Origin of the sequence: Serratia sp. LACPHL-BACT-2024-00286 (assembly GCF_043109535.1) — a bacterium.
Classification (GTDB): Bacteria; Pseudomonadota; Gammaproteobacteria; order Enterobacterales; family Enterobacteriaceae; genus Serratia; species Serratia sarumanii.
In genome coordinates this window covers 87,622-106,296 of the sequence record NZ_JBICNA010000012.1, presented here as the reverse complement: position 1 = coordinate 106,296, position 18,675 = coordinate 87,622, and the positions used below count along the sequence as shown (strand labels likewise).

At 58.1% G+C, this 18,675-nt stretch carries 21 protein-coding genes; 12 read left to right on the top strand and 9 right to left on the bottom strand.

Translation table 11 applies throughout. The features are described from left to right. On the top strand, window positions 1-1,013 hold a 1,013-nt coding region (gene mpl / locus ACF8MC_RS24520), incomplete at its 5' end, for a UDP-N-acetylmuramate:L-alanyl-gamma-D-glutamyl-meso-diaminopimelate ligase (RefSeq protein WP_392424260.1). Window positions 1,014-1,210: 197 nt separating this feature from the next. Here the strand turns inward: mpl and yhcN (ACF8MC_RS24515) are convergent. From yhcN (ACF8MC_RS24515) to argR, 3 genes are all read right to left on the bottom strand, one after another. Continuing rightward, on the bottom strand, window positions 1,211-1,474 hold the full coding sequence (gene yhcN / locus ACF8MC_RS24515) for a peroxide/acid stress response protein YhcN (protein WP_033638654.1): 264 nt from the start codon (window positions 1,472-1,474) through the stop codon (window positions 1,211-1,213). 120 nt (window positions 1,475-1,594) lie between these two features. After that, window positions 1,595-1,858, bottom strand: a complete 264-nt coding sequence (gene yhcN, locus ACF8MC_RS24510; RefSeq protein WP_033638655.1) for a peroxide/acid stress response protein YhcN — start codon at window positions 1,856-1,858, stop codon at window positions 1,595-1,597. 403 nt (window positions 1,859-2,261) lie between these two features. Further along, a complete protein-coding gene (gene argR / locus ACF8MC_RS24505) occupies window positions 2,262-2,732 on the bottom strand; it encodes a transcriptional regulator ArgR (protein WP_004933572.1) in 471 nt (156 codons plus the stop codon). 464 nt (window positions 2,733-3,196) lie between these two features. On the opposite strand from argR, the gene mdh reads away from it, so the two are divergent. Beyond that, a complete protein-coding gene (gene mdh / locus ACF8MC_RS24500) occupies window positions 3,197-4,135 on the top strand; it encodes a malate dehydrogenase (protein WP_164105449.1) in 939 nt (312 codons plus the stop codon). Window positions 4,136-4,201: 66 nt separating this feature from the next. Here mdh and ACF8MC_RS24495 read toward each other — a convergent pair whose 3' ends face one another. Further along, on the bottom strand, window positions 4,202-4,462 hold the full coding sequence (locus tag ACF8MC_RS24495; protein WP_033636812.1) for a helix-turn-helix transcriptional regulator: 261 nt from the start codon (window positions 4,460-4,462) through the stop codon (window positions 4,202-4,204). Window positions 4,463-4,643: 181 nt separating this feature from the next. Here ACF8MC_RS24495 and ACF8MC_RS24490 point away from each other — a divergent pair, with 181 nt between their 5' ends. Continuing rightward, window positions 4,644-5,000, top strand: a complete 357-nt coding sequence (locus tag ACF8MC_RS24490) for a DNA-binding protein (RefSeq protein WP_033655297.1) — start codon at window positions 4,644-4,646, stop codon at window positions 4,998-5,000. Between the two features lie 48 nt (window positions 5,001-5,048). On the opposite strand, the gene ispB is transcribed toward ACF8MC_RS24490, so the two are convergent. Then, window positions 5,049-6,020 (bottom strand): octaprenyl diphosphate synthase, encoded by a 972-nt coding sequence (gene ispB, locus ACF8MC_RS24485; protein WP_033636815.1) that lies wholly within the window; start codon window positions 6,018-6,020, stop codon window positions 5,049-5,051. A gap of 270 nt (window positions 6,021-6,290) precedes the next feature. Here ispB and rplU point away from each other — a divergent pair, with 270 nt between their 5' ends. The 4 genes from rplU (at window position 6,291) to cgtA (ending at window position 9,143) form a co-directional block, all read left to right on the top strand. After that, on the top strand, window positions 6,291-6,602 hold the full coding sequence (gene rplU / locus ACF8MC_RS24480; protein ID WP_004933561.1) for a 50S ribosomal protein L21: 312 nt from the start codon (window positions 6,291-6,293) through the stop codon (window positions 6,600-6,602). Between the two features lie 17 nt (window positions 6,603-6,619). Further along, the gene (rpmA, locus tag ACF8MC_RS24475; RefSeq protein ID WP_004933559.1) at window positions 6,620-6,877 is read left to right on the top strand and encodes a 50S ribosomal protein L27; all 258 of its coding nucleotides are present in this window, start codon (window positions 6,620-6,622) and stop codon (window positions 6,875-6,877) included. A gap of 105 nt (window positions 6,878-6,982) precedes the next feature. After that, window positions 6,983-7,954, top strand: a complete 972-nt coding sequence (locus tag ACF8MC_RS24470) for a DMT family transporter (RefSeq protein ID WP_164105445.1) — start codon at window positions 6,983-6,985, stop codon at window positions 7,952-7,954. A 16-nt stretch (window positions 7,955-7,970) separates the two neighbouring features. Then, a complete protein-coding gene (gene cgtA, locus ACF8MC_RS24465; protein WP_004933553.1) occupies window positions 7,971-9,143 on the top strand; it encodes an Obg family GTPase CgtA in 1,173 nt (390 codons plus the stop codon). A 36-nt stretch (window positions 9,144-9,179) separates the two neighbouring features. On the opposite strand, the gene pmrB is transcribed toward cgtA, so the two are convergent. From pmrB to dacB, 3 genes are read right to left on the bottom strand one after another with little or no spacing between them, the layout of a single operon-like run. Further along, window positions 9,180-10,241, bottom strand: coding sequence for a two-component system sensor histidine kinase PmrB (gene pmrB / locus ACF8MC_RS24460; RefSeq protein WP_033655295.1), 1,062 nt, complete (start codon window positions 10,239-10,241; stop codon window positions 9,180-9,182). Continuing rightward, complete coding sequence (gene pmrA / locus ACF8MC_RS24455; protein WP_033648677.1) at window positions 10,238-10,900, bottom strand: two-component system response regulator PmrA; 663 nt, start codon at window positions 10,898-10,900, stop codon at window positions 10,238-10,240. Before pmrA ends, pmrB begins: the two co-directional genes overlap by 4 nt. Before the next feature lie 8 nt (window positions 10,901-10,908). Further along, the gene (dacB, locus tag ACF8MC_RS24450) at window positions 10,909-12,342 is read right to left on the bottom strand and encodes a serine-type D-Ala-D-Ala carboxypeptidase (RefSeq protein ID WP_033648675.1); all 1,434 of its coding nucleotides are present in this window, start codon (window positions 12,340-12,342) and stop codon (window positions 10,909-10,911) included. A gap of 256 nt (window positions 12,343-12,598) precedes the next feature. On the opposite strand from dacB, the gene greA reads away from it, so the two are divergent. Beyond that, window positions 12,599-13,075, top strand: a complete 477-nt coding sequence (gene greA / locus ACF8MC_RS24445) for a transcription elongation factor GreA (RefSeq protein WP_004933539.1) — start codon at window positions 12,599-12,601, stop codon at window positions 13,073-13,075. Window positions 13,076-13,187: 112 nt separating this feature from the next. On the opposite strand, the gene yhbY is transcribed toward greA, so the two are convergent. Next, entirely contained in the window at window positions 13,188-13,481 is a 294-nt protein-coding gene (gene yhbY / locus ACF8MC_RS24440) for a ribosome assembly RNA-binding protein YhbY (protein WP_004933536.1), read from the bottom strand. Window positions 13,482-13,624: 143 nt separating this feature from the next. On the opposite strand from yhbY, the gene rlmE reads away from it, so the two are divergent. The 4 genes from rlmE (at window position 13,625) to glmM (ending at window position 18,513) form a co-directional block, all read left to right on the top strand. Continuing rightward, window positions 13,625-14,254, top strand: a complete 630-nt coding sequence (gene rlmE, locus ACF8MC_RS24435; RefSeq protein WP_004933533.1) for a 23S rRNA (uridine(2552)-2'-O)-methyltransferase RlmE — start codon at window positions 13,625-13,627, stop codon at window positions 14,252-14,254. 56 nt (window positions 14,255-14,310) lie between these two features. Beyond that, on the top strand, window positions 14,311-16,242 hold the full coding sequence (gene ftsH / locus ACF8MC_RS24430) for an ATP-dependent zinc metalloprotease FtsH (protein WP_004933529.1): 1,932 nt from the start codon (window positions 14,311-14,313) through the stop codon (window positions 16,240-16,242). A 92-nt stretch (window positions 16,243-16,334) separates the two neighbouring features. Next, a complete protein-coding gene (gene folP, locus ACF8MC_RS24425) occupies window positions 16,335-17,171 on the top strand; it encodes a dihydropteroate synthase (RefSeq protein WP_164105443.1) in 837 nt (278 codons plus the stop codon). Window positions 17,172-17,175: 4 nt separating this feature from the next. Continuing rightward, a complete protein-coding gene (glmM, locus tag ACF8MC_RS24420; protein WP_033636821.1) occupies window positions 17,176-18,513 on the top strand; it encodes a phosphoglucosamine mutase in 1,338 nt (445 codons plus the stop codon). Window positions 18,514-18,675: the final 162 nt, after the last annotated feature.

The following is an 18,675-nucleotide window of genomic DNA, read 5'->3' as shown; positions in this document are numbered from 1 at the left end:
GGATCCTCGAAGCCTGCGGCTACCAGCCCGGCTTCGTCATCGGCGGCGTGCCGGGCAACTTCGACGTATCGGCGCGCCTTGGCGGCAGCCCGTTCTTCGTGATCGAGGCCGACGAATATGACTGCGCGTTCTTCGACAAGCGCTCCAAGTTCGTGCACTACAGCCCGCGCACGCTGATCATGAACAACCTGGAGTTCGACCACGCCGATATCTTCGACGATCTGAAAGCCATCCAGAAACAGTTCCACCACCTGGTGCGTCTGGTGCCGGGCAAAGGCAAGATCATCCTGCCGGACAACGACAGCCACCTGAAGCAGGTGATGGCGATGGGCTGCTGGAGCGAGCAGGAGCTGGTGGGGGAAGAGGGCACCTGGCGCGCACAGAAGCTGACGCCGGACGCCAGCCATTACGCGGTGTTCCTCGACGGCGAACAGGTCGGCGAAGTGAACTGGGCGCTGGTGGGCGAGCACAACATGCATAACGGCCTGATGGCCATCGCCGCCACCCGCCACGTCGGCGTGCAGCCGGCGGACGCCTGCCGCGCGTTGGGCGATTTCATCAACGCCCGCCGCCGTCTGGAGCTGCGTGGCGAAGCCAACGGCGTCACGGTCTACGACGACTTCGCGCACCACCCGACGGCGATCCTGGCCACTCTGGCCGCGCTGCGCGGCAAGGTCGGCGGCACGGCGCGCATTCTGGCGGTGCTGGAGCCGCGCTCCAACACCATGAAAATGGGCATTAGCAAAAACGATCTGGCGCCTTCGCTCGGCCGCGCCGACGAGGTGTTCCTGTTCCAGCCGCACCACATTCCGTGGCAGGTGGCGGAAGTGGCGGATGCCTGCGTGCAGCCGGCGCACTGGAGCGCGGATCTCGACACGCTGGTGGACATGGTGGTGAAAACCGCACAGCCGGGCGATCACATTCTGGTGATGAGCAACGGCGGTTTCGGCGGCATTCACGATCGCCTGCTGGACGCGCTGGCGAAAAAGCAGGAACCGAAAGTCACCTACTGATCGCTCAGCCGCATCAGCCACATCAAGGGCCGCATTCGCGGCCTTTTTTACGCCCATAAAAAAGCCCTCGCGAGCGAGGGCAACGGGGTTCGTCGGATAGGACGACGAGAGGGTCTCTGGGAAATCGGCGTTTGCGTCAGAACTCGGCAGTGGCAGTGACGAGGGTAATCAGCTCTGCAAAGCCGTTCCCAGAGTTGTTATTTGTAAATCTCGGCGGTGGCGTGGTAGTTGCCTTCGTTACGCGCTTCGATCACGCGGTAGGCGGTCGCGCCTTTCGCGTCGGCTTTCTCCGACAACGCTTGGCGAATGTCGGTCGGCGCGCCGTCGATGCCGCTGACGGTGATGGTGCCGATAGATTGCAGATTGGCGGTCTGATCGTTAGTCACCAGCTGGGCGGCGGAGGCGCCGAAGGAGATGACAGACAGCAGGCCGAATGCAGCGAGAGTAGTTTTCATGTTCATGATAGCGATCCTTGGTCATAACAGCCTGGAAGGGCTTGGCAGCGATTTTTATTCTTGAAGGCCGTTATGACAGCGTTTGATTCCAGAGATGTATTGCCCGTTGCCGGGTAATGCCGGTACTTATTTGTAGATTTCAGCGGTTGCGTGGAAGCTGCCGTCATTGCGGGCTTCGATTACGCGGTAAGCGGTCGCCCCTTTGGCGTCGGCTTTGTCGGACAGCGCCTGGCGGATGTCGGAAGGCGCAGCGGCGACGCCGCTCACGGTGATTACACCGGCCGGCTGCAGTTTTGCGGCCTGAGTTGCATCAATAGATTGTGCTGCGAATGCACCAAAGGAAAGCATGGACAGAACGCTCAGGGTTGCAACGGTAGCTTTAATTTTCATCATCTCACCTCATCGTATTCTTTTATCAGTTCCAACGAACTGTGATTCAGTTCACGAAAATGAGTATACAGCTAGTAACGCGAAAAATTAATAGTTCGCTAACAGTTGCTAGTGAAACTTTAACCTTATGATCCTTATTTTTTATAACTGTAAGGAATAAAAAACGCTCACAAAACGATCTTTTGATGTTAAATTTATGTAGTTTCAATAAGGTAAGTGCTTTTGACCAAAAGTGCGGAAGATCACAGTGGGTACTGCTGGTTACATGTAGATGTCATGGAAATGTGTTGCTGAGGGATAAAAAAGCAGTGTTAAACGCGGTTGAAGGCAGGGAAGGTAACGCGGGGGTTAAAGAAGCGCTAACAAAGTGCGGGCTAAAGCCGCACTTTGTTAGCGCCAGGTTTCACAGCTCTTGCTCGAACACGCCCAGAATAGCCTCATGCAGTTTCTGAGCGGTAAAGCCGTTGGACGGGGTGACGAAAATCGTGTCGTCGCCGGCAATCGTGCCGAGGATGCCCTGGGATTTCCCCAATGAGTCGAGCAGGCGGGCGATCAGCTGCGCGGCGCCCGGGCTGGTGTGGATCACCACGACGGCGTCGTTATGGTCGACGTCCAGCACCAGATTCTTCAATGGGCTGGTGGTGGTCGGCACGCCGAGTTCGGCAGGAAGGCAATACACCATTTCCATTTTGGCATTGCGCGTACGTACCGCGCCGAACTTGGTCAGCATGCGCGATACTTTGGATTGGTTAATGTTTTCGAAGCCTTCTTCTTGCAGCGCCAAAACGATCTCGCCTTGAGAACTGAATTTTTCTTCTTTCAATAACGCTTTGAACGTCTTGATCAGATCTTCCTGTTTTGCGGGATTACGCATTTTGCACCGTGGAATGTTGATAGTGGAAGTCATGATTATGCATATGGATGAATTTTTATGCAACAAAGGCCGACCCAAAGAAAATAAGCATGACCGGGCGGCGAGGAAAGGGCGGCATTTTAACAAAATCCGGCCGCGATGAATATGCCCTTTTGGCGACGGAAAATCGGCCCGCAGTGGTAAATAAAATGTTATTAAAATGATGTTGTTCTGATGTTGCGTAAGGGTGTAATGTAACGGCCGGTTAACTTGCTCGTGAATAACCTCGCACTATTTTTGATTAGTGTGCGCTATGCCCTTCATGCGTAAGCGATTTAATCTAAAATGGGCGCGACAGCGGCCGTTTTATTACACCTGCAGGCAAGAATTGGCTAATTTATTGTTTTGAAAGGTGTAATGACTTAAGGTCCGTAACCAACACATTCACGGCGCTTTATATATTTAAGATAATAAAGGAGTATAGGATGAAAGTTGCAGTTCTCGGTGCTGCTGGCGGTATCGGCCAGGCCCTCGCCCTTCTACTCAAAACCCAGCTTCCTTCAGGTTCTGAACTCTCTCTCTACGACATTGCCCCCGTTACCCCAGGCGTTGCCGTCGACTTAAGCCACATCCCAACCGCAGTTAAAATCAAAGGCTTCAGCGGCGAAGACGCGACCCCGGCTCTGCAAGGTGCGGACGTGGTGCTGATTTCCGCCGGCGTGGCCCGTAAGCCAGGCATGGATCGCTCTGACCTGTTCAACGTTAACGCCGGCATCGTGCGTAACCTGATTGAACAAGTGGCGAAAACCTGCCCGAAAGCCTGCATCGGCATCATCACCAACCCGGTTAACACCACGGTCGCCATCGCGGCGGAAGTGCTGAAAAAAGCCGGCGTTTACGACAAGAACAAACTGTTCGGCGTGACTTCGCTGGATATCATCCGTTCCAACACCTTCGTGGCCGAGCTGAAAGGCAAGCAGCCGGAAGAGCTGAACGTGCCGGTCATCGGCGGCCACTCTGGCGTGACCATCCTGCCTCTGCTGTCGCAGATCCCAGGCGTGAGCTTCACCGATCAGGAAGTGGCGGATCTGACCAAGCGCATTCAGAACGCCGGCACCGAAGTGGTGGAAGCCAAAGCCGGCGGCGGGTCTGCAACGCTGTCCATGGGCCAGGCGGCCGCCCGTTTCGGTCTGTCTCTGGTGAGTGCGCTGCAGGGCGAGAAAGGCGTTGTGGAATGCGCTTACGTTGAAGGCGACGGCAAATACGCTCGCTTCTTCGCACAGCCGCTGGTGCTGGGCAAGAACGGCGTTGAAGAGCGCAAGGATATCGGCACCCTGAGCGCCTTCGAGCAGAAAGCGCTGAACGAGATGCTGGACGTGCTGCACAAAGATATCGAACTGGGCGAGAAGTTCATCAATAACTGATCGACGCCGATAGTCAGCCGATAAACGCCGCCGGACGCTGTTCCGGCGGTTTTTTTTGCTCCGCGTTCACGATTTGATGCGCGCCTTGCGATCCAGCAGGCAATCGCTGTGCGGATCGTAATAGCGGCTTGGCCAGATCTCCGAGGGGTGGACGCCTATCGCTTCGGCGATCAGCCATTCCCCCTTCGGCCACGGGCGCGACAGCGCGTTGGCCAGCGTCGATGAGCTTAATCCGGCCTTGCGCGACACTGCCGCCAGCGTGGTGCCCTGCTTGCGTAGCGCCGCGATGATATCTGCCGGATGCCAATCTGGGTTCCTTGAATTCATGTTTACATTCCTTTTCTGATTAGCCAAAGTTGCGTTAGTGGTATAACTAACGGGTCAAGGTTAAGCGCATGAACAACGTGAAACGCTTATTCGGAAACCAGAATACCATTAAATTTCCTAAAAAATACCCAAGTAATTTCCAAAAAATGACGTTGCCCACTATTGCCCAGAGATGATGGCTATGAAAAAAGAGTGGTTTGCCGCCAAGGAACTGACAGGCATCGCAGGATTACCTTCCTCACCACAGGGAATCAATCTGATGGCCCGGCGCGAAGGCTGGATCAGCCGCAGGCGTAAAGGCGTGCAGGGAAAAGCGTTGGAGTACCATATCGACAGCCTGCCTTCAGACGTACGTAACCTGCTGGTGCTGAAGGAAGACGGGGCGGCATATGACGTAGAGCGTCAGGATCCGTTGGCGGTCTGGATCGAGTATTACTACCATTTGACGGAAAGCGAGCGCGAGAAAATGGTGGCTTTCCTGATGCGGGAAGGGATCGGCGGCCTGCTGGCGCGTATCGACGAAGAGAGCAATACCTAGGCAGGCCCGCGTATGCGGGCCTGATGGTTTTTAAGAAACATTAATTTCTTAAAAGTCGCGTTGCACCGCCAGATGGGCCAGGCCCTCCAGCGCCGTGCGGTGCTCCGATGCCGGCAATGCCTGCAGCGCGGCGATCGCCTTGTCGGCCTCTTCCTCGGCGCGTTTGCGGGTGTATTCCAGCGAACCGCATTGCTGCATCGCCTGCAGCACCGGCTCCAACAGGTGACGGCCGTTGCCTTGCTCAATCGCGCCGCGGATCATGTCACGCTGGGCGTCGTCGCCGTTGTGCATCGCGTGCAGCAGCGGCAGGGTCGGTTTCCCTTCGTTCAGATCGTCGCCGGTGTTTTTGCCCAAGGTGCTGCCGTCGGCGCTGTAGTCGAGCAGATCGTCGATCAGCTGGAAAGCGGTGCCGAGGTAGCGGCCATAGTCTTGCAGCGCCCGTTCTTGCTCAGCGCTGGCGCCGGACAGGATCGCCGACGATTGCGCCGCCGCCTCAAACAGACGGGCGGTTTTGCTGTAGATCACCCGCATATAGCTTTCTTCGCTGATGTCGGGATCGTGCACGTTCATCAACTGCAGCACTTCACCTTCGGCGATGACGTTGACCGCTTCCGACATCAGCGCCAGCACGCGCAGGGATTCCAGGCTGGTCATCATCTGGAAGGCGCGGGTGTAGATAAAGTCGCCGACCAGCACGCTGGCGGCGTTGCCGAACGCCGCGTTGGCGGTGGCTTTGCCGCGGCGCATGTCCGATTCGTCAACGACGTCGTCATGCAGCAGCGTGGCGGTATGGATGAATTCGATCAGGGCGGCCACGGTGACGTGCTTGCTGCCTTCATAGCCCAATGCCCGCGCCGCCAGGACGGCGATCATCGGCCGGATGCGCTTACCGCCACCGCTGATAATGTAATAGCCAAGCTGATTGATGAGCGTGACATCGGAATTCAGCTGTTCGAGAATTGTTGCGTTCACGGCCGCCATATCTTGCGCGGTTAACTCGGTAATTTGCTCTAGGTTCATTGTATTTTTTTCAGCTGTGTTTCTCTTCACCGCGTTGAGATCGCTGCTCACATCGGTACATGGCGGTAACTGTCCCTATGATTGTACTTGAAAAACGGTTCAGATAAACGCCACGAAAGAAACTGCGCTTTTTTTCTTCTTTTTTCTTGTTCTGGTCTTATTCTGCTCTTGTCATGCGCTGCTTTTTTGCGTAGAATTCGCGCCCTATTGTGAATATTTATAGCGCGCTCTGAACTAACACAGTCGGGCACGCGGAAAGCGGAGTTTTATATGTACGCGGTTTTCCAAAGTGGTGGTAAACAACACCGAGTAAGCGAAGGTCAGACCGTTCGCTTGGAAAAGCTGGACATCGCAACTGGTGAAGCGGTTGAGTTTGACCAGATTCTGATGATCGCTAATGGCGAAGATATCAAAATCGGCGTTCCTTTCGTCGATGGCGGCAAGATCAAAGCTGAAGTCGTTGCTCACGGTCGTGGCGAGAAAATTAAAATTGTTAAGTTTCGTCGTCGTAAACACCACCGTAAGCAGCAGGGCCACCGTCAGTGGTTCACTGACGTTAAAATCACCGGCATCAGCGCTTAAGTTAGGAGAGCGGATTAATGGCACACAAAAAGGCTGGCGGCTCGACTCGTAACGGTCGCGATTCAGAAGCTAAACGTCTGGGCGTAAAACGCTTTGGCGGCGAAGCAGTACTGGCAGGCAGCATCATCGTTCGTCAGCGCGGCACCAAATTCCACGCTGGTACCAACGTGGGTTGCGGCAAAGACCACACTCTGTTTGCTTTGAAAGACGGTAAAGTCAAATTCGAAGTTAAAGGCCCGAGCAATCGTAAATTCATCAGCATCGAAGCTGAATAATTTTTCGAGCCTTACGAAATAGATGTAAGCCCCGCAATTCGTTGCGGGGCTTTTTACATTTATGGGTTGCCTGAGGGCAGGCCCGTCAGCGTTGGCGAAGGTGATATGGATACGAAGCAGCAGGTCGGCGTTGGCATTTCTCTGGCGTTAACCACGGCGGTTTGCTGGGGCGCGTTGCCGATTGCGATGAAAGAAGTGTTGGTGGTGATGGAGCCGTTTACCGTTGTCTGGTATCGCTTTACCATGGCCGCCATCGGTTTGGGCGCGATCCTCGCGGTGCGCGGCAAGCTGCCGCCGCTGACGATGTTCCGCCAGCCGCGTTGGCTGCTGCTGTTGGCGATCGCGACGGCGGGGCTGCTGGGCAACTTTGTGTTCTTCAGCTCCTCGCTGCAATACCTGAGCCCGACGGCGTCGCAGGTGATTGGCCAGCTGTCGCCGGTGGGCATGATGTTCGCCAGCGTGCTGATTTTAAAAGAACGCATGCGCGTCACCCAGGTCATTGGCGCCCTGATGCTGATTTGCGGACTGATGCTGTTTTTCAACGTCAGTCTGATAGAGATCTTCACCCGGCTGACGGACTACACGCTGGGCGTCATGCTGGGCGTGTGCGCGGCGATGGTCTGGGTGAGCTATGGCGTGGCGCAGAAGGTGTTGCTGCGCCGGCTGGCTTCGCCGCAGATCCTGGTTATGTTGTACACTTTATGTGCGATGGCGTTGTTCCCTCTGGCCAAACCCGAGGTGATTTTCCAGCTGAGCGGCTGGCAATTGGCGTGTTTGCTGTTTTGCGGCGCCAATACGCTGATCGGCTACGGCGCGCTGGCAGAGGCGATGGCGCGTTGGCAGGCGGCGCAGGTAAGCGCGTTGGTGACGCTGACCCCGCTTTTTACCCTGCTGTTTTCAGATTTATTGGCGTTGGCCTGGCCCCAGGCATTCGCCGCGCCGACGCTGAACATCGTCGGCTATGTAGGTGCGTTTGTGGTTGTGGCGGGCGCCATGTTTTCCGCAATTGGTCACCGGTGGTGGCCGCGACGGGCAGAACCCCCCCTGGTTGCTCCTTTGAAGCAATCCGGTGAATGATTTACGGAGACGGTAAATGAAGTTTGTAGATGAAGCAGCGATTCTGGTCGTTGCAGGCGACGGTGGTAACGGATGCGTCAGCTTCCGCCGCGAAAAATATATTCCCAACGGTGGGCCTGACGGCGGCGACGGCGGCGACGGCGGCGACGTCTACCTGCTGGCGGACGAGAACCTCAACACCCTGATCGACTACCGTTTTGAGAAGTCTTTCCGCGCCGAGCGCGGCCAGAATGGTCAGAGCCGCGACTGTACCGGTAAACGCGGTAAAGACGTCATCATCAAGGTGCCGGTCGGCACGCGCGTGAAGGATCAGGGCACCGGCGAGATCCTCGGCGACATGACCCGCCACGAGCAAAAGCTGATGGTCGCTAAAGGCGGCTGGCACGGCCTGGGCAACACCCGTTTCAAATCTTCGGTCAACCGAGCGCCGCGTCAGAAGACGCTGGGTACCGCCGGCGAAGCGCGCGACCTGTTGCTGGAGCTGTTGCTGCTGGCCGATGTAGGCATGCTGGGGCTGCCGAACGCCGGTAAATCGACCTTCATCCGCGCGGTGTCCGCCGCCAAGCCGAAGGTGGCCGATTATCCGTTCACTACGCTGGTGCCGAGCCTGGGCGTGGTGCGTATGGACCACGAGCAGAGCTTTGTGGTCGCCGACATTCCGGGGCTGATCGAGGGCGCCTCCGAAGGCGCGGGCCTGGGCATTCGCTTCCTGAAACACCTGGAGCGTTGCCGCGTGCTGCTGCACCTGGTGGACATCGCGCCGATCGACGAATCCGATCCGGTGGAGAACGCCAAAGTCATCATCAACGAGTTGAACCAATACAGCGAAAATCTGGCGCAGAAGCCTCGCTGGCTGGTGTTCAACAAAATTGATGTGATTGGTGAGGAAGAAGCCGCCGAACGCGCCAAGGCGATTGTGGAAGGCATGGGCTGGGAAGGGAAGTACTACATGATCTCCGCCGCCAACCGCGAAGGCGTCAACGCGCTGTGCTGGGACGTGATGAACTTCATCAACACCCAGCCGAAAGCGATGGCGATCGAAGAAAGCGCACCGGAAAAAGTCGAATTCATGTGGGATGACTACCACCGCGAGCAAATCGCGGAAGTGGAAGCCGAAGCGGAAGATGACTGGGATGACGACTGGGACGAAGACGACGACGAAGGCGTCGAAATCATTTACCAGAAGTAATTCGGTGATAAGGGGCTCAGCAACGCTGAGCCCTTGTTATTTAAGCGCCTTTTCCGGCAGCCAGCACTGGGCGTTCAGGCCGCGCGCATCGCGGCGGTTTTCCAGCGTCAAACGCCCCTGGTGCAACTGCACGATGCGGATCACGATATTCAGGCCCAGCCCACTGCCGCCGTAGCGTTGATCCATGCGGCGAAACGCCTGCGTCAGCTCCCCGACCATCTCTTCCTTGATACCCGGGCCATCGTCGATGACCTGCAGCAGATAGCCGTTGTCTTGCGGCGTTAACTGCACCTGTATCGCGCCGCCTTCAGGGCCGTAACGGTGGGCGTTTTCGACCAGGTTGCGCAGCAGCAGCCGCAGCAGCACCGGATCGCCGTTTACTGTGGCAGTAGCCGGCAAGTGCCAGTCCAGCGTCTGTCCGCGTTGGGCGGCCATTTCGTCGAGCTCTTCACGCAGCGGCTGGATCACATCGGCCACCCAATCGACATGCTGATAATGGCCGCGGGCGAAGTCTTGCCCGGCGCGCGACAGCATCAGCAACTGCTCGACGGTGTGCATCAGCTGATCGATGCGGGCGATCAGCGCCTGGCTGCCCTTGACGCCCTGTTTCTCCATCAGTTCCAGATGCAGGCGGATGCCGGCCAGCGGCGTGCGCAGCTCGTGGGCGGCGTCGGCGGTGAACAGGCGTTCCTGTTGAATGGTGTTGTCCAATCGTGAGAACAGCTGATTGAGTGCATTGGTGACCGCCACCATTTCCTGGCTGTCGCTGGCGATCGGCAGCGGCGTCAGGTTATCGGCAGAGCGCTTTTCCAGCCGTTTCTGCAATTGGTTGAGCGGGCGGATGATCCAGCTGATGGCCCAAAACGACGCCAGCAGCGTGACGATCATCATGATCAGCGAAGGCGCCAACAGCGACGCGATGGCCTCGGCGATCTCGCTATCGACGCGTTCGGTACGCACTTTGGCGGACAGGGTTTCGTCCACCAGGAAGCCGATCTGTTCCTGGCTTTCGTGCCACAGCCAGAAGGCGCTGATGAGTTGCGTGACCAGCAGGATCAGCGCCAGCATCAGCAGCAGGCGGCGGCGCATGCTGATCATGAGGAGGGTTCCAGGCGGTAGCCGATGCCGCGCACGGTGCGGATGCGATCCTTGCCCAGTTTGCGGCGCAGGTTGTGAATGTGCACTTCCAGCGTGTTGGAGCCCAAGTCGTCCTGCCAGGTGTAGAGATCCTGCTGCAGGAGTTCACGGTTGACCGTCTGCCCGGCACGCATGATAAGACGCGCCAGAATGGCGAACTCTTTCGGCGTGACCTCCACCGGCTGCTGCTGCAGGTAAACCTGCTGGCTGGAGAGGTTCAGCTGCAGATCGTCCACCTGCATCAGATTGTCGCTGTGCCCCTGGTAGCGCCGCAGGAGGGCGCGCACGCGCGCCTGCAGCTCGACCAGCGCGAAGGGTTTGACCAGGTAGTCGTCGGCGCCGGCGTCCAGCCCGTCGACGCGGTCTTCCAGCGCGTCGCGGGCGGTCAGGATCAGCACCGGCAGATCGATCTGTTGGCGGCGCCACTGCCGCAGCAGCGCGGCGCCGTCGGTGTCCGGCAGGCCGAGATCCAGGATCACCATGCTGTATTGGCTGGTGATGAGCAGGCTGTTGGCCTCCGCCGCCGTGGCGGCGCAGTCGCAGACGTAACCTTCGCCGGTCAGCGCCAGCGCCAGCCCCTGTTGCAACAGTTCATCATCCTCAACGACTAGCAGCTTCATGATGATCCTCAGTTGTTTTGGTAAATATCCCGATACAGGCGGCTTTCGAAACGCACCAGCGGCGCGCGGCGCTGTTTCTGATCCTCCGGCGGCACGGCGTAGCCGGAGAGATACTGCACGAAGGCCATGCGCTGGCCGCTGGCGGTGGTGATGAAGCCCGCCAGGTTGTACACGCCCTGCAGCGCGCCGGTCTTGGCCGACACTTTGCCGTCGACGCCGGCTTCGTGCAGGCCGCCGCGATAGCGCAGGGTGCCGTCATAGCCGGACAGCGGCAGCATCGAGATGAAGTTCAGCTCGTTGTCGTGCTGCGCGATGTACTGCAGCGCCTGCATCATGGTCGCCGGCGCCAGCAGGTTGTGGCGCGACAGGCCGGAGCCGTCGGCGATGATGGTGTTGCCCAGATCGATGCCGGCCTTCTGGCGCAGCACCTGACGTACCGCATCGGCACCCGCTCGCCAGGTGCCCGGCACGCCGAAGCGTTCGTGGCCGATGGTGCGGAAGACGGTATCGGCGATCATGTTGTCCGATTTTTTCAGCATGATCTTCAACAGATCGTGCAGCGGCGCCGACTGGGTTTGCGCGATCACCGTGCCGGTGATGCCGGGACGCGTCTGGCGTTTCAAGTGCCCGTCGATCTGGATGCCGGCCTGGATCAGTTCGTCTTTCAGGATGGCGCCCGCATAGCTGGCACCGTCCTGGATGGCGAAGGCCAGCGGCAGCGGTTCGCTGCGCTGCGTCAGGCAGCCGGTCAGGGTAAAGCGGTTCAGCTCGCCCGGCACCACGTCCAGTTCGCAGTACTGCGCGTCTGCAGAGCCGCGCGCCAGGGTGCGCACCTGGCTAAACATATTGACCGGATAATAGGAGGCGACGCGGATAAACGCCATGTCGCCCGGATTCGGCGCGCTGTACAGCGAGACCGAGAAACAGTTGCGATCGACGATGGCGGCGGCCGGCGGCGCGCTGAAGCACTGCGTCAGATCGTTCCACGGCCAGCCGGGCGCCTTGTCATGGCTGGCGAAGACCGAGGTATCGACCAGCACGTCGCCGCTGATTTGGCGCACGCCCTGTTTCTTCAGGACGGCCACCATATTGCGCAGGCTCTGGCGTTTGAAGGTCGGATCGCCGCTGAAGCGGGCGATCAGGTTGCCGCGCAGCACGCCGTCGCGGATATCGCCCTGGCTCTCCAGCGTGGTGGTGAAACGGTAATCGGGCCCGAGTTGCAGCAATGCCGCCAGCGCCGTCAGCACTTTTTGGGTACTGGCCGGCAGCGCCATCTGCTGAGAGTGATAATCGATCGTCGGCGCGCCGGCACCGATTTTCTGAACGACCAGGGCAAGGTTGGCCCCATCAGGCAGATATTGTGTGTACTCTTCAACCGGGGCCGCATTCGCATTCAGAACAAATGCGCAAGCCAATGCACTGACAATTCGTGAAAAACGCATAATCTCGGGATAACAGCTGGATAACGTGCCGTCATACTACGGTGCAATCAGGGAAAAAGTAAACGATGACCCTCAAGGAACTCTAGGCTAAAATGCGTATCAAAATGCAAAACCGATCTTGGCTTGGGCTCCGTTCCGAGTCAGGTTTCTTTTGTTTGTCGCCTGGAGGCGGGTGGCGGTATGCCAACCGTGTTTTCATACGAATACGTCAGGATGACGGTTATTTGAACAGGAAAGATTTAGAGGTATTTATACGATGAACCAAATTCCGATGACCTTGTTTGGCGCTGAAAAACTGCGCGAAGAGCTCGAATATCTGAAAAGCGTGCGCCGCCCGAAAATCATTGCGGACATCGCGGAAGCGCGCGAGCACGGCGATTTGAAAGAGAATGCCGAGTACCACGCCGCCCGCGAACAGCAGGGTTTCTGCGAAGGCCGCATTCAGGAAATCGAAGCCAAGCTGTCCAATGCTCAGGTGATCGATATCACCAAGATGCCGAACACCGGCCGAGTGATCTTCGGCGCCACCGTATCGGTGATGAATCTGGACAGTGAAGAAGAAGTGACTTACCGCATCGTTGGCGACGATGAGGCCGATTTCAAGAAAAATCTGATTTCGGTAAACTCGCCGATGGCGCGCGGCCTGATCGGCAAAGAGCAAGACGATGTGGTGGTGATCAAAACCCCTGGCGGCGACGTCGAGTATGAGATCCTGAAGGTTGAGTATCTCTGATCGAGGCCGTTGGTCATTAATGCGCCAACGTTTTGTAAAGATAGGAAAAAGGCCGCAAGCGGCCTTTTATCTTGGTCAGGCGCATGGCACCTTTTCGTTAACCTGATGGTTATTAACGCGGTAGACTGATCTTGCGCTCTTTCGACGGGCGGTAAAGAATAAGCGTACTGCCGATAACTTGCACATTGCAGGCGCCCGTTTCACGCACGATAGCATCGGCGATCAGGGTTTTGGTTTCGCGATCTTCAGCGGCGATTTTTACCTTGATCAGCTCGTGATGCTCCAGAGCCTGTTCAATTTCAGCCAGCACCCCTTCGGTAAGACCGTTATTGCCCAGCATCACCACCGGTTTTAACGGATGCGCCAGGCCTTTCAGGTGCTGTTTTTGTTTATTATTCAGATTCATTGTCTTTTTTGCTTAAGTTGGGATTGAAAACGGTACATTCTACCGCCATCTCATGTATATCACCAAATCGGTCTTCACCGGTGTGAGTCTACGTGAGCAGCGACCCTGACATAAGACTCTTTTTATGATAGTTGGAAAACGAGATGGCTAATAAAAAGCGTTCGGCTAGCTCCAGTCGCTGGTTACAAGAACACTTTAGCGATAAATATGTACAGCAGGCGCAGAAAAAGGGACTGCGTTCCCGCGCCTGGTTTAAACTTGATGAAATACAGCAGAGCGACAAACTGTTCAAACCGGGCATGACCGTGGTGGATCTCGGCGCCGCGCCGGGCGGCTGGTCGCAGTATGTGGTCACCCAAATCGGCGGTACCGGGCGCATCATCGCCTGTGATATTTTGCCAATGGATCCTATCGTTGGCGTCGATTTCCTTCAGGGCGATTTTCGTGATGAACTGGTGCTGAAGGCGCTGTTGGAACGAGTAGGCGAGAGTAAGGTTCAGGTGGTCATGTCCGATATGGCCCCGAATATGAGTGGCACCCCGGCGGTCGATATTCCAAGGTCGATGTATCTGGTGGAGTTGGCGCTGGATATGTGTCGGGATGTCCTCGCACCAGGCGGAAGTTTCCTGGTGAAGGTGTTCCAGGGAGATGGCTTTGACGAGTACCTACGGGAAATTCGCTCCCTGTTTACGAAGGTTAAGATTCGTAAGCCAGACGCTTCCCGCGCCCGTTCGCGCGAAGTGTACATTGTAGCGACAGGGCGCAAACTGTAGTACCCTAACGCTGTTTGTTAACACAGTTGTAAGATGAGGTTAATCCCTTGAGTGACATGGCGAAAAACCTAATTCTCTGGTTAGTCATCGCGGTAGTGTTGATGTCTGTATTCCAGAGCTTTGGGCCCAGCGAGTCGAATGGCCGTAGGGTGGATTACTCTACCTTCATGTCCGAACTGACCCAGGACCAGGTTCGCGAAGCGCGAATCAACGGACGTGAAATTAACGTTACCAAGAAAGACAGTAACAAATACACGACCTACATCCCTGTCAACGATCCTAAGTTGCTGGATACGTTGTTAACGAAGAATGTGAAAGTTGTCGGCGAGCCGCCTGAAGAGCCGAGCCTGCTGGCTTCTATCTTTATCTCCTGGTTCCCGATGCTGTTGCTGATCGGGGTCTGGATCTTCTTTATGCGGCAAATGCAGGGCGGCGGCGGCAAGGGCGCGATGTCCTTCGGCAAGAGCAAGGCCCGCATGCTGACGGAAGACCAGATCAAGACCACTTTCGCCGATGTCGCCGGTTGTGACGAAGCGAAAGAAGAGGTGAGCGAACTGGTGGAATACCTGCGCGAGCCGAGCCGTTTCCAGAAGCTGGGCGGCAAGATCCCGAAAGGCGTGCTGATGGTTGGCCCGCCGGGGACCGGTAAAACGCTGCTGGCGAAAGCGATCGCCGGCGAAGCGAAGGTGCCGTTCTTCACCATTTCCGGTTCCGACTTCGTCGAAATGTTCGTCGGTGTGGGTGCATCCCGCGTGCGCGACATGTTCGAGCAAGCGAAGAAAGCCGCGCCGTGCATCATCTTCATCGATGAAATCGACGCCGTCGGTCGCCAGCGTGGCGCCGGCCTGGGCGGCGGTCACGATGAGCGCGAGCAGACCCTGAACCAGATGCTGGTTGAGATGGACGGTTTCGAAGGCAACGAAGGCATCATCGTCATCGCGGCCACCAACCGTCCGGACGTGCTTGACCCTGCGCTGCTGCGTCCGGGCCGCTTCGACCGTCAGGTCGTGGTCGGGCTGCCGGATGTGCGTGGCCGTGAGCAGATCCTGAAGGTGCACATGCGCCGCGTGCCGTTGGCGGCCGACATCGACGCCTCCGTCATTGCGCGCGGTACGCCGGGCTTCTCCGGTGCCGATCTGGCTAACCTGGTCAACGAAGCGGCGCTGTTCGCCGCCCGCGGCAACAAGCGCGTGGTGTCGATGGTGGAGTTCGAGAAAGCCAAAGACAAGATCATGATGGGTGCGGAACGCCGCTCCATGGTGATGACCGAAGCGCAGAAAGAGTCGACCGCGTATCACGAAGCGGGCCACGCCATCATTGGCCGCCTGGTTCCTGAACACGATCCGGTGCACAAGGTGACCATCATTCCTCGCGGCCGTGCGCTCGGCGTGACCTTCTTCCTGCCGGAAGGGGATGCGATCAGCGCCAGCCGTCAGAAGCTGGAGAGCCAAATCTCCACCCTGTACGGCGGCCGTCTGGCGGAAGAGATCATCTACGGGCCGGAGAAAGTCTCTACCGGTGCGTCGAACGACATCAAAGTGGCGACCTCCATCGCCCGCAACATGGTGACCCAGTGGGGCTTCTCCGAGAAGCTGGGGCCGCTGCTGTATGCGGAAGAAGAGGGCGAAGTGTTCCTGGGCCGTTCCGTGGCCAAGGCGAAGCACATGTCGGATGAAACTGCGCGCATCATCGACCAGGAAGTGAAGTCGCTGATCGAGCGTAACTACACGCGTGCTCGCTCGCTGCTGATGGAAAACATGGACATCCTGCACTCGATGAAGGATGCGCTGATGAAGTACGAAACCATCGATGCGCCGCAGATCGACGATCTGATGAACCGCAAAGACGTGCGTCCGCCTGCGGGCTGGGACGATGCGAACAAAGGCAACAGCTCCGACAACGGCGGCACCCCGAAAGCCCCGACGCCGGTAGATGAGCCGCGCACCCCAACGCCGGGCAACACCATGTCCGAACAGCTCGACAAGTAACTGCGGCTGTGTAATAACATCAAACCCCGGCATGCCGGGGTTTTTTTTTGCCCGGCGGGCAGTGAACCAGGCAACAGTAAGGTGGACCAACCATGCAGTTAACCGTGCGCGACATGACGCTCAATCTCTCCCATCCGCAGGTGATGGGCATCCTCAACGTGACGCCGGATTCGTTTTCCGACGGCGGCCGCCACAACACCCTGAACCAGGCATTGCTGCACGCGCATGCGCTGATTTCGGCCGGCGCCACGATGATCGACATCGGCGGCGAGTCGACAAGGCCGGGGGCAGCAGAGGTGAGTGAAGAGGAAGAATTGGAACGGGTCGTGCCGGTGGTGGAAGCGCTGGCGCAGCGTTTTGAAGTCTTTATCTCTGTCGATACCTCGAAAGCGGGCGTGATCCGCGAATCGGCGCACGCCGGCGCACACCTGATCAACGACATCCGTTCGCTGCAGGAGCCGGGTGCCCTGGTGGCGGCGGCGGAAAGCGGGCTGCCGGTCTGTCTGATGCATATGCAAGGGCAGCCGCGCACCATGCAGCAGGCGCCGCACTACGATGACCTGATCGCCGACGTTCAGGCGTTTTTCGAGCACCATATCCGGCGCTGTAACGAGGCGGGGATAACAAATCAGAAATTGCTGCTCGACCCAGGCTTCGGTTTCGGTAAAAATTTGGCGCACAACTATCAGCTTCTGGCGCGGTTGTCGGAGTTCCATCGTTTCGGTTTGCCGCTATTGGTCGGCATGTCGCGTAAATCGATGATTGGGCAACTGCTGAACGTGCCGCCGGATCAACGGGTGATCGGCAGCGTGGCCTGCGCGGTGATCGCGGCGATGCAGGGCGCGCAGATTGTCAGAGTGCATGACGTTAAAGAAACCGTCGAGGCGATGCGTGTCGTCGAGGCAACACTTTCAGCTAAGGGACAGTAGAGACATGAGCGAGCGCAAATATTTTGGCACCGACGGCATCCGTGGCAAGGTCGGAGACAGCCCCATCACGCCGGACTTCGTGCTGAAGCTGGGCTGGGCGGCCGGTAAAGTGCTGGCGCGCCACGGTTCGCGTAAGATCATCATCGGTAAGGATACGCGCATCTCCGGCTATATGCTGGAGTCCGCGCTGGAAGCCGGCCTGGCGGCCGCAGGGCTGTCCGCCTCCTTCACCGGGCCGATGCCCACCCCGGCGGTGGCCTATCTGACGCGCACCTTCCGCGCAGAAGCGGGCATCGTCATTTCCGCTTCTCATAACCCGTTCTATGACAACGGCATCAAGTTCTTCTCGATCGACGGCGCCAAGCTGCCGGACAACGTCGAAGAAGCTATCGAAGCCGAGATGGAAAAGCCGCTGACCTGCGTGGAGTCCGCCGAGCTGGGTAAAGCCAGCCGCATCATCGATGCCGCCGGCCGCTATATCGAATTCTGCAAAGGCACCTTCCCGAGCGAGCTGAGCCTGAAGGGGCTGAAAATCGTGGTCGACTGCGCCAACGGGGCGACCTACCACATCGCGCCGAGCGTGCTGCGCGAGCTGGGCGCCACGGTGATCGCCATCGGCGTTGAGCCGGACGGCATGAACATCAACGAGAAGTGCGGCGCTACCGACGTGCGTCAGCTGCAGGAGCGCGTGCTGCAGGAAAAAGCGCACGTGGGCCTGGCGTTTGACGGCGACGGCGACCGCGTGATGATGGTGGATCACCTGGGCAACAAGGTGGACGGCGATCAGATCCTGTACATCATCGCCCGCGAAGGCCTGCGTCAGGGCCAGCTGCGCGGCGGCGCGGTCGGCACCCTGATGAGCAATATGGGGCTGGAGCTGGCGCTGAAACAGCTGGGCATTCCGTTCGCTCGTGCCAAAGTGGGCGACCGTTACGTGCTGGAGAAGCTGCAGGAGCTGGGCTGGCGCATTGGTGCGGAAAACTCCGGCCATGTGATCCTGCTGGACAAAACCACCACCGGTGACGGCATCGTGGCCGGGCTGCAGGTGCTGACTGCCATGGTGCGCAACCACATGAGCCTGCACGACCTGTGCAGCGGCATGAAGCTGCTGCCGCAAATCCTGGTCAACGTGCGCTTCGCCGGCGATCACAATCCGCTGGAGTCCGACGCGGTGCGCAAGGTCACCGAGCAGGTAGAGGCCGAGTTGGCTGGCCGCGGCCGGGTGCTGCTGCGCAAATCGGGCACCGAGCCGCTGATCCGCGTAATGGTGGAAGGCGAGGACGAGCAGCAGGTGACCGCGCTGGCGCATCGCATCGCCGACGCGGTGAAATCCGCCGGTTAAAACAGACAGTTAGCCATCGGGCTCGGCACAGCTGAGCCCGAATAGGCGATTGTTGGCGTTTTTTTCCGCAAACGCGCCGGCGGCTGCAAATTGCCCTTGCGCGGGTTGGCGGCTTTGGTTAGTATTCACACCCGCTTCAGTAGGCAGTTTATAAAAACGCCT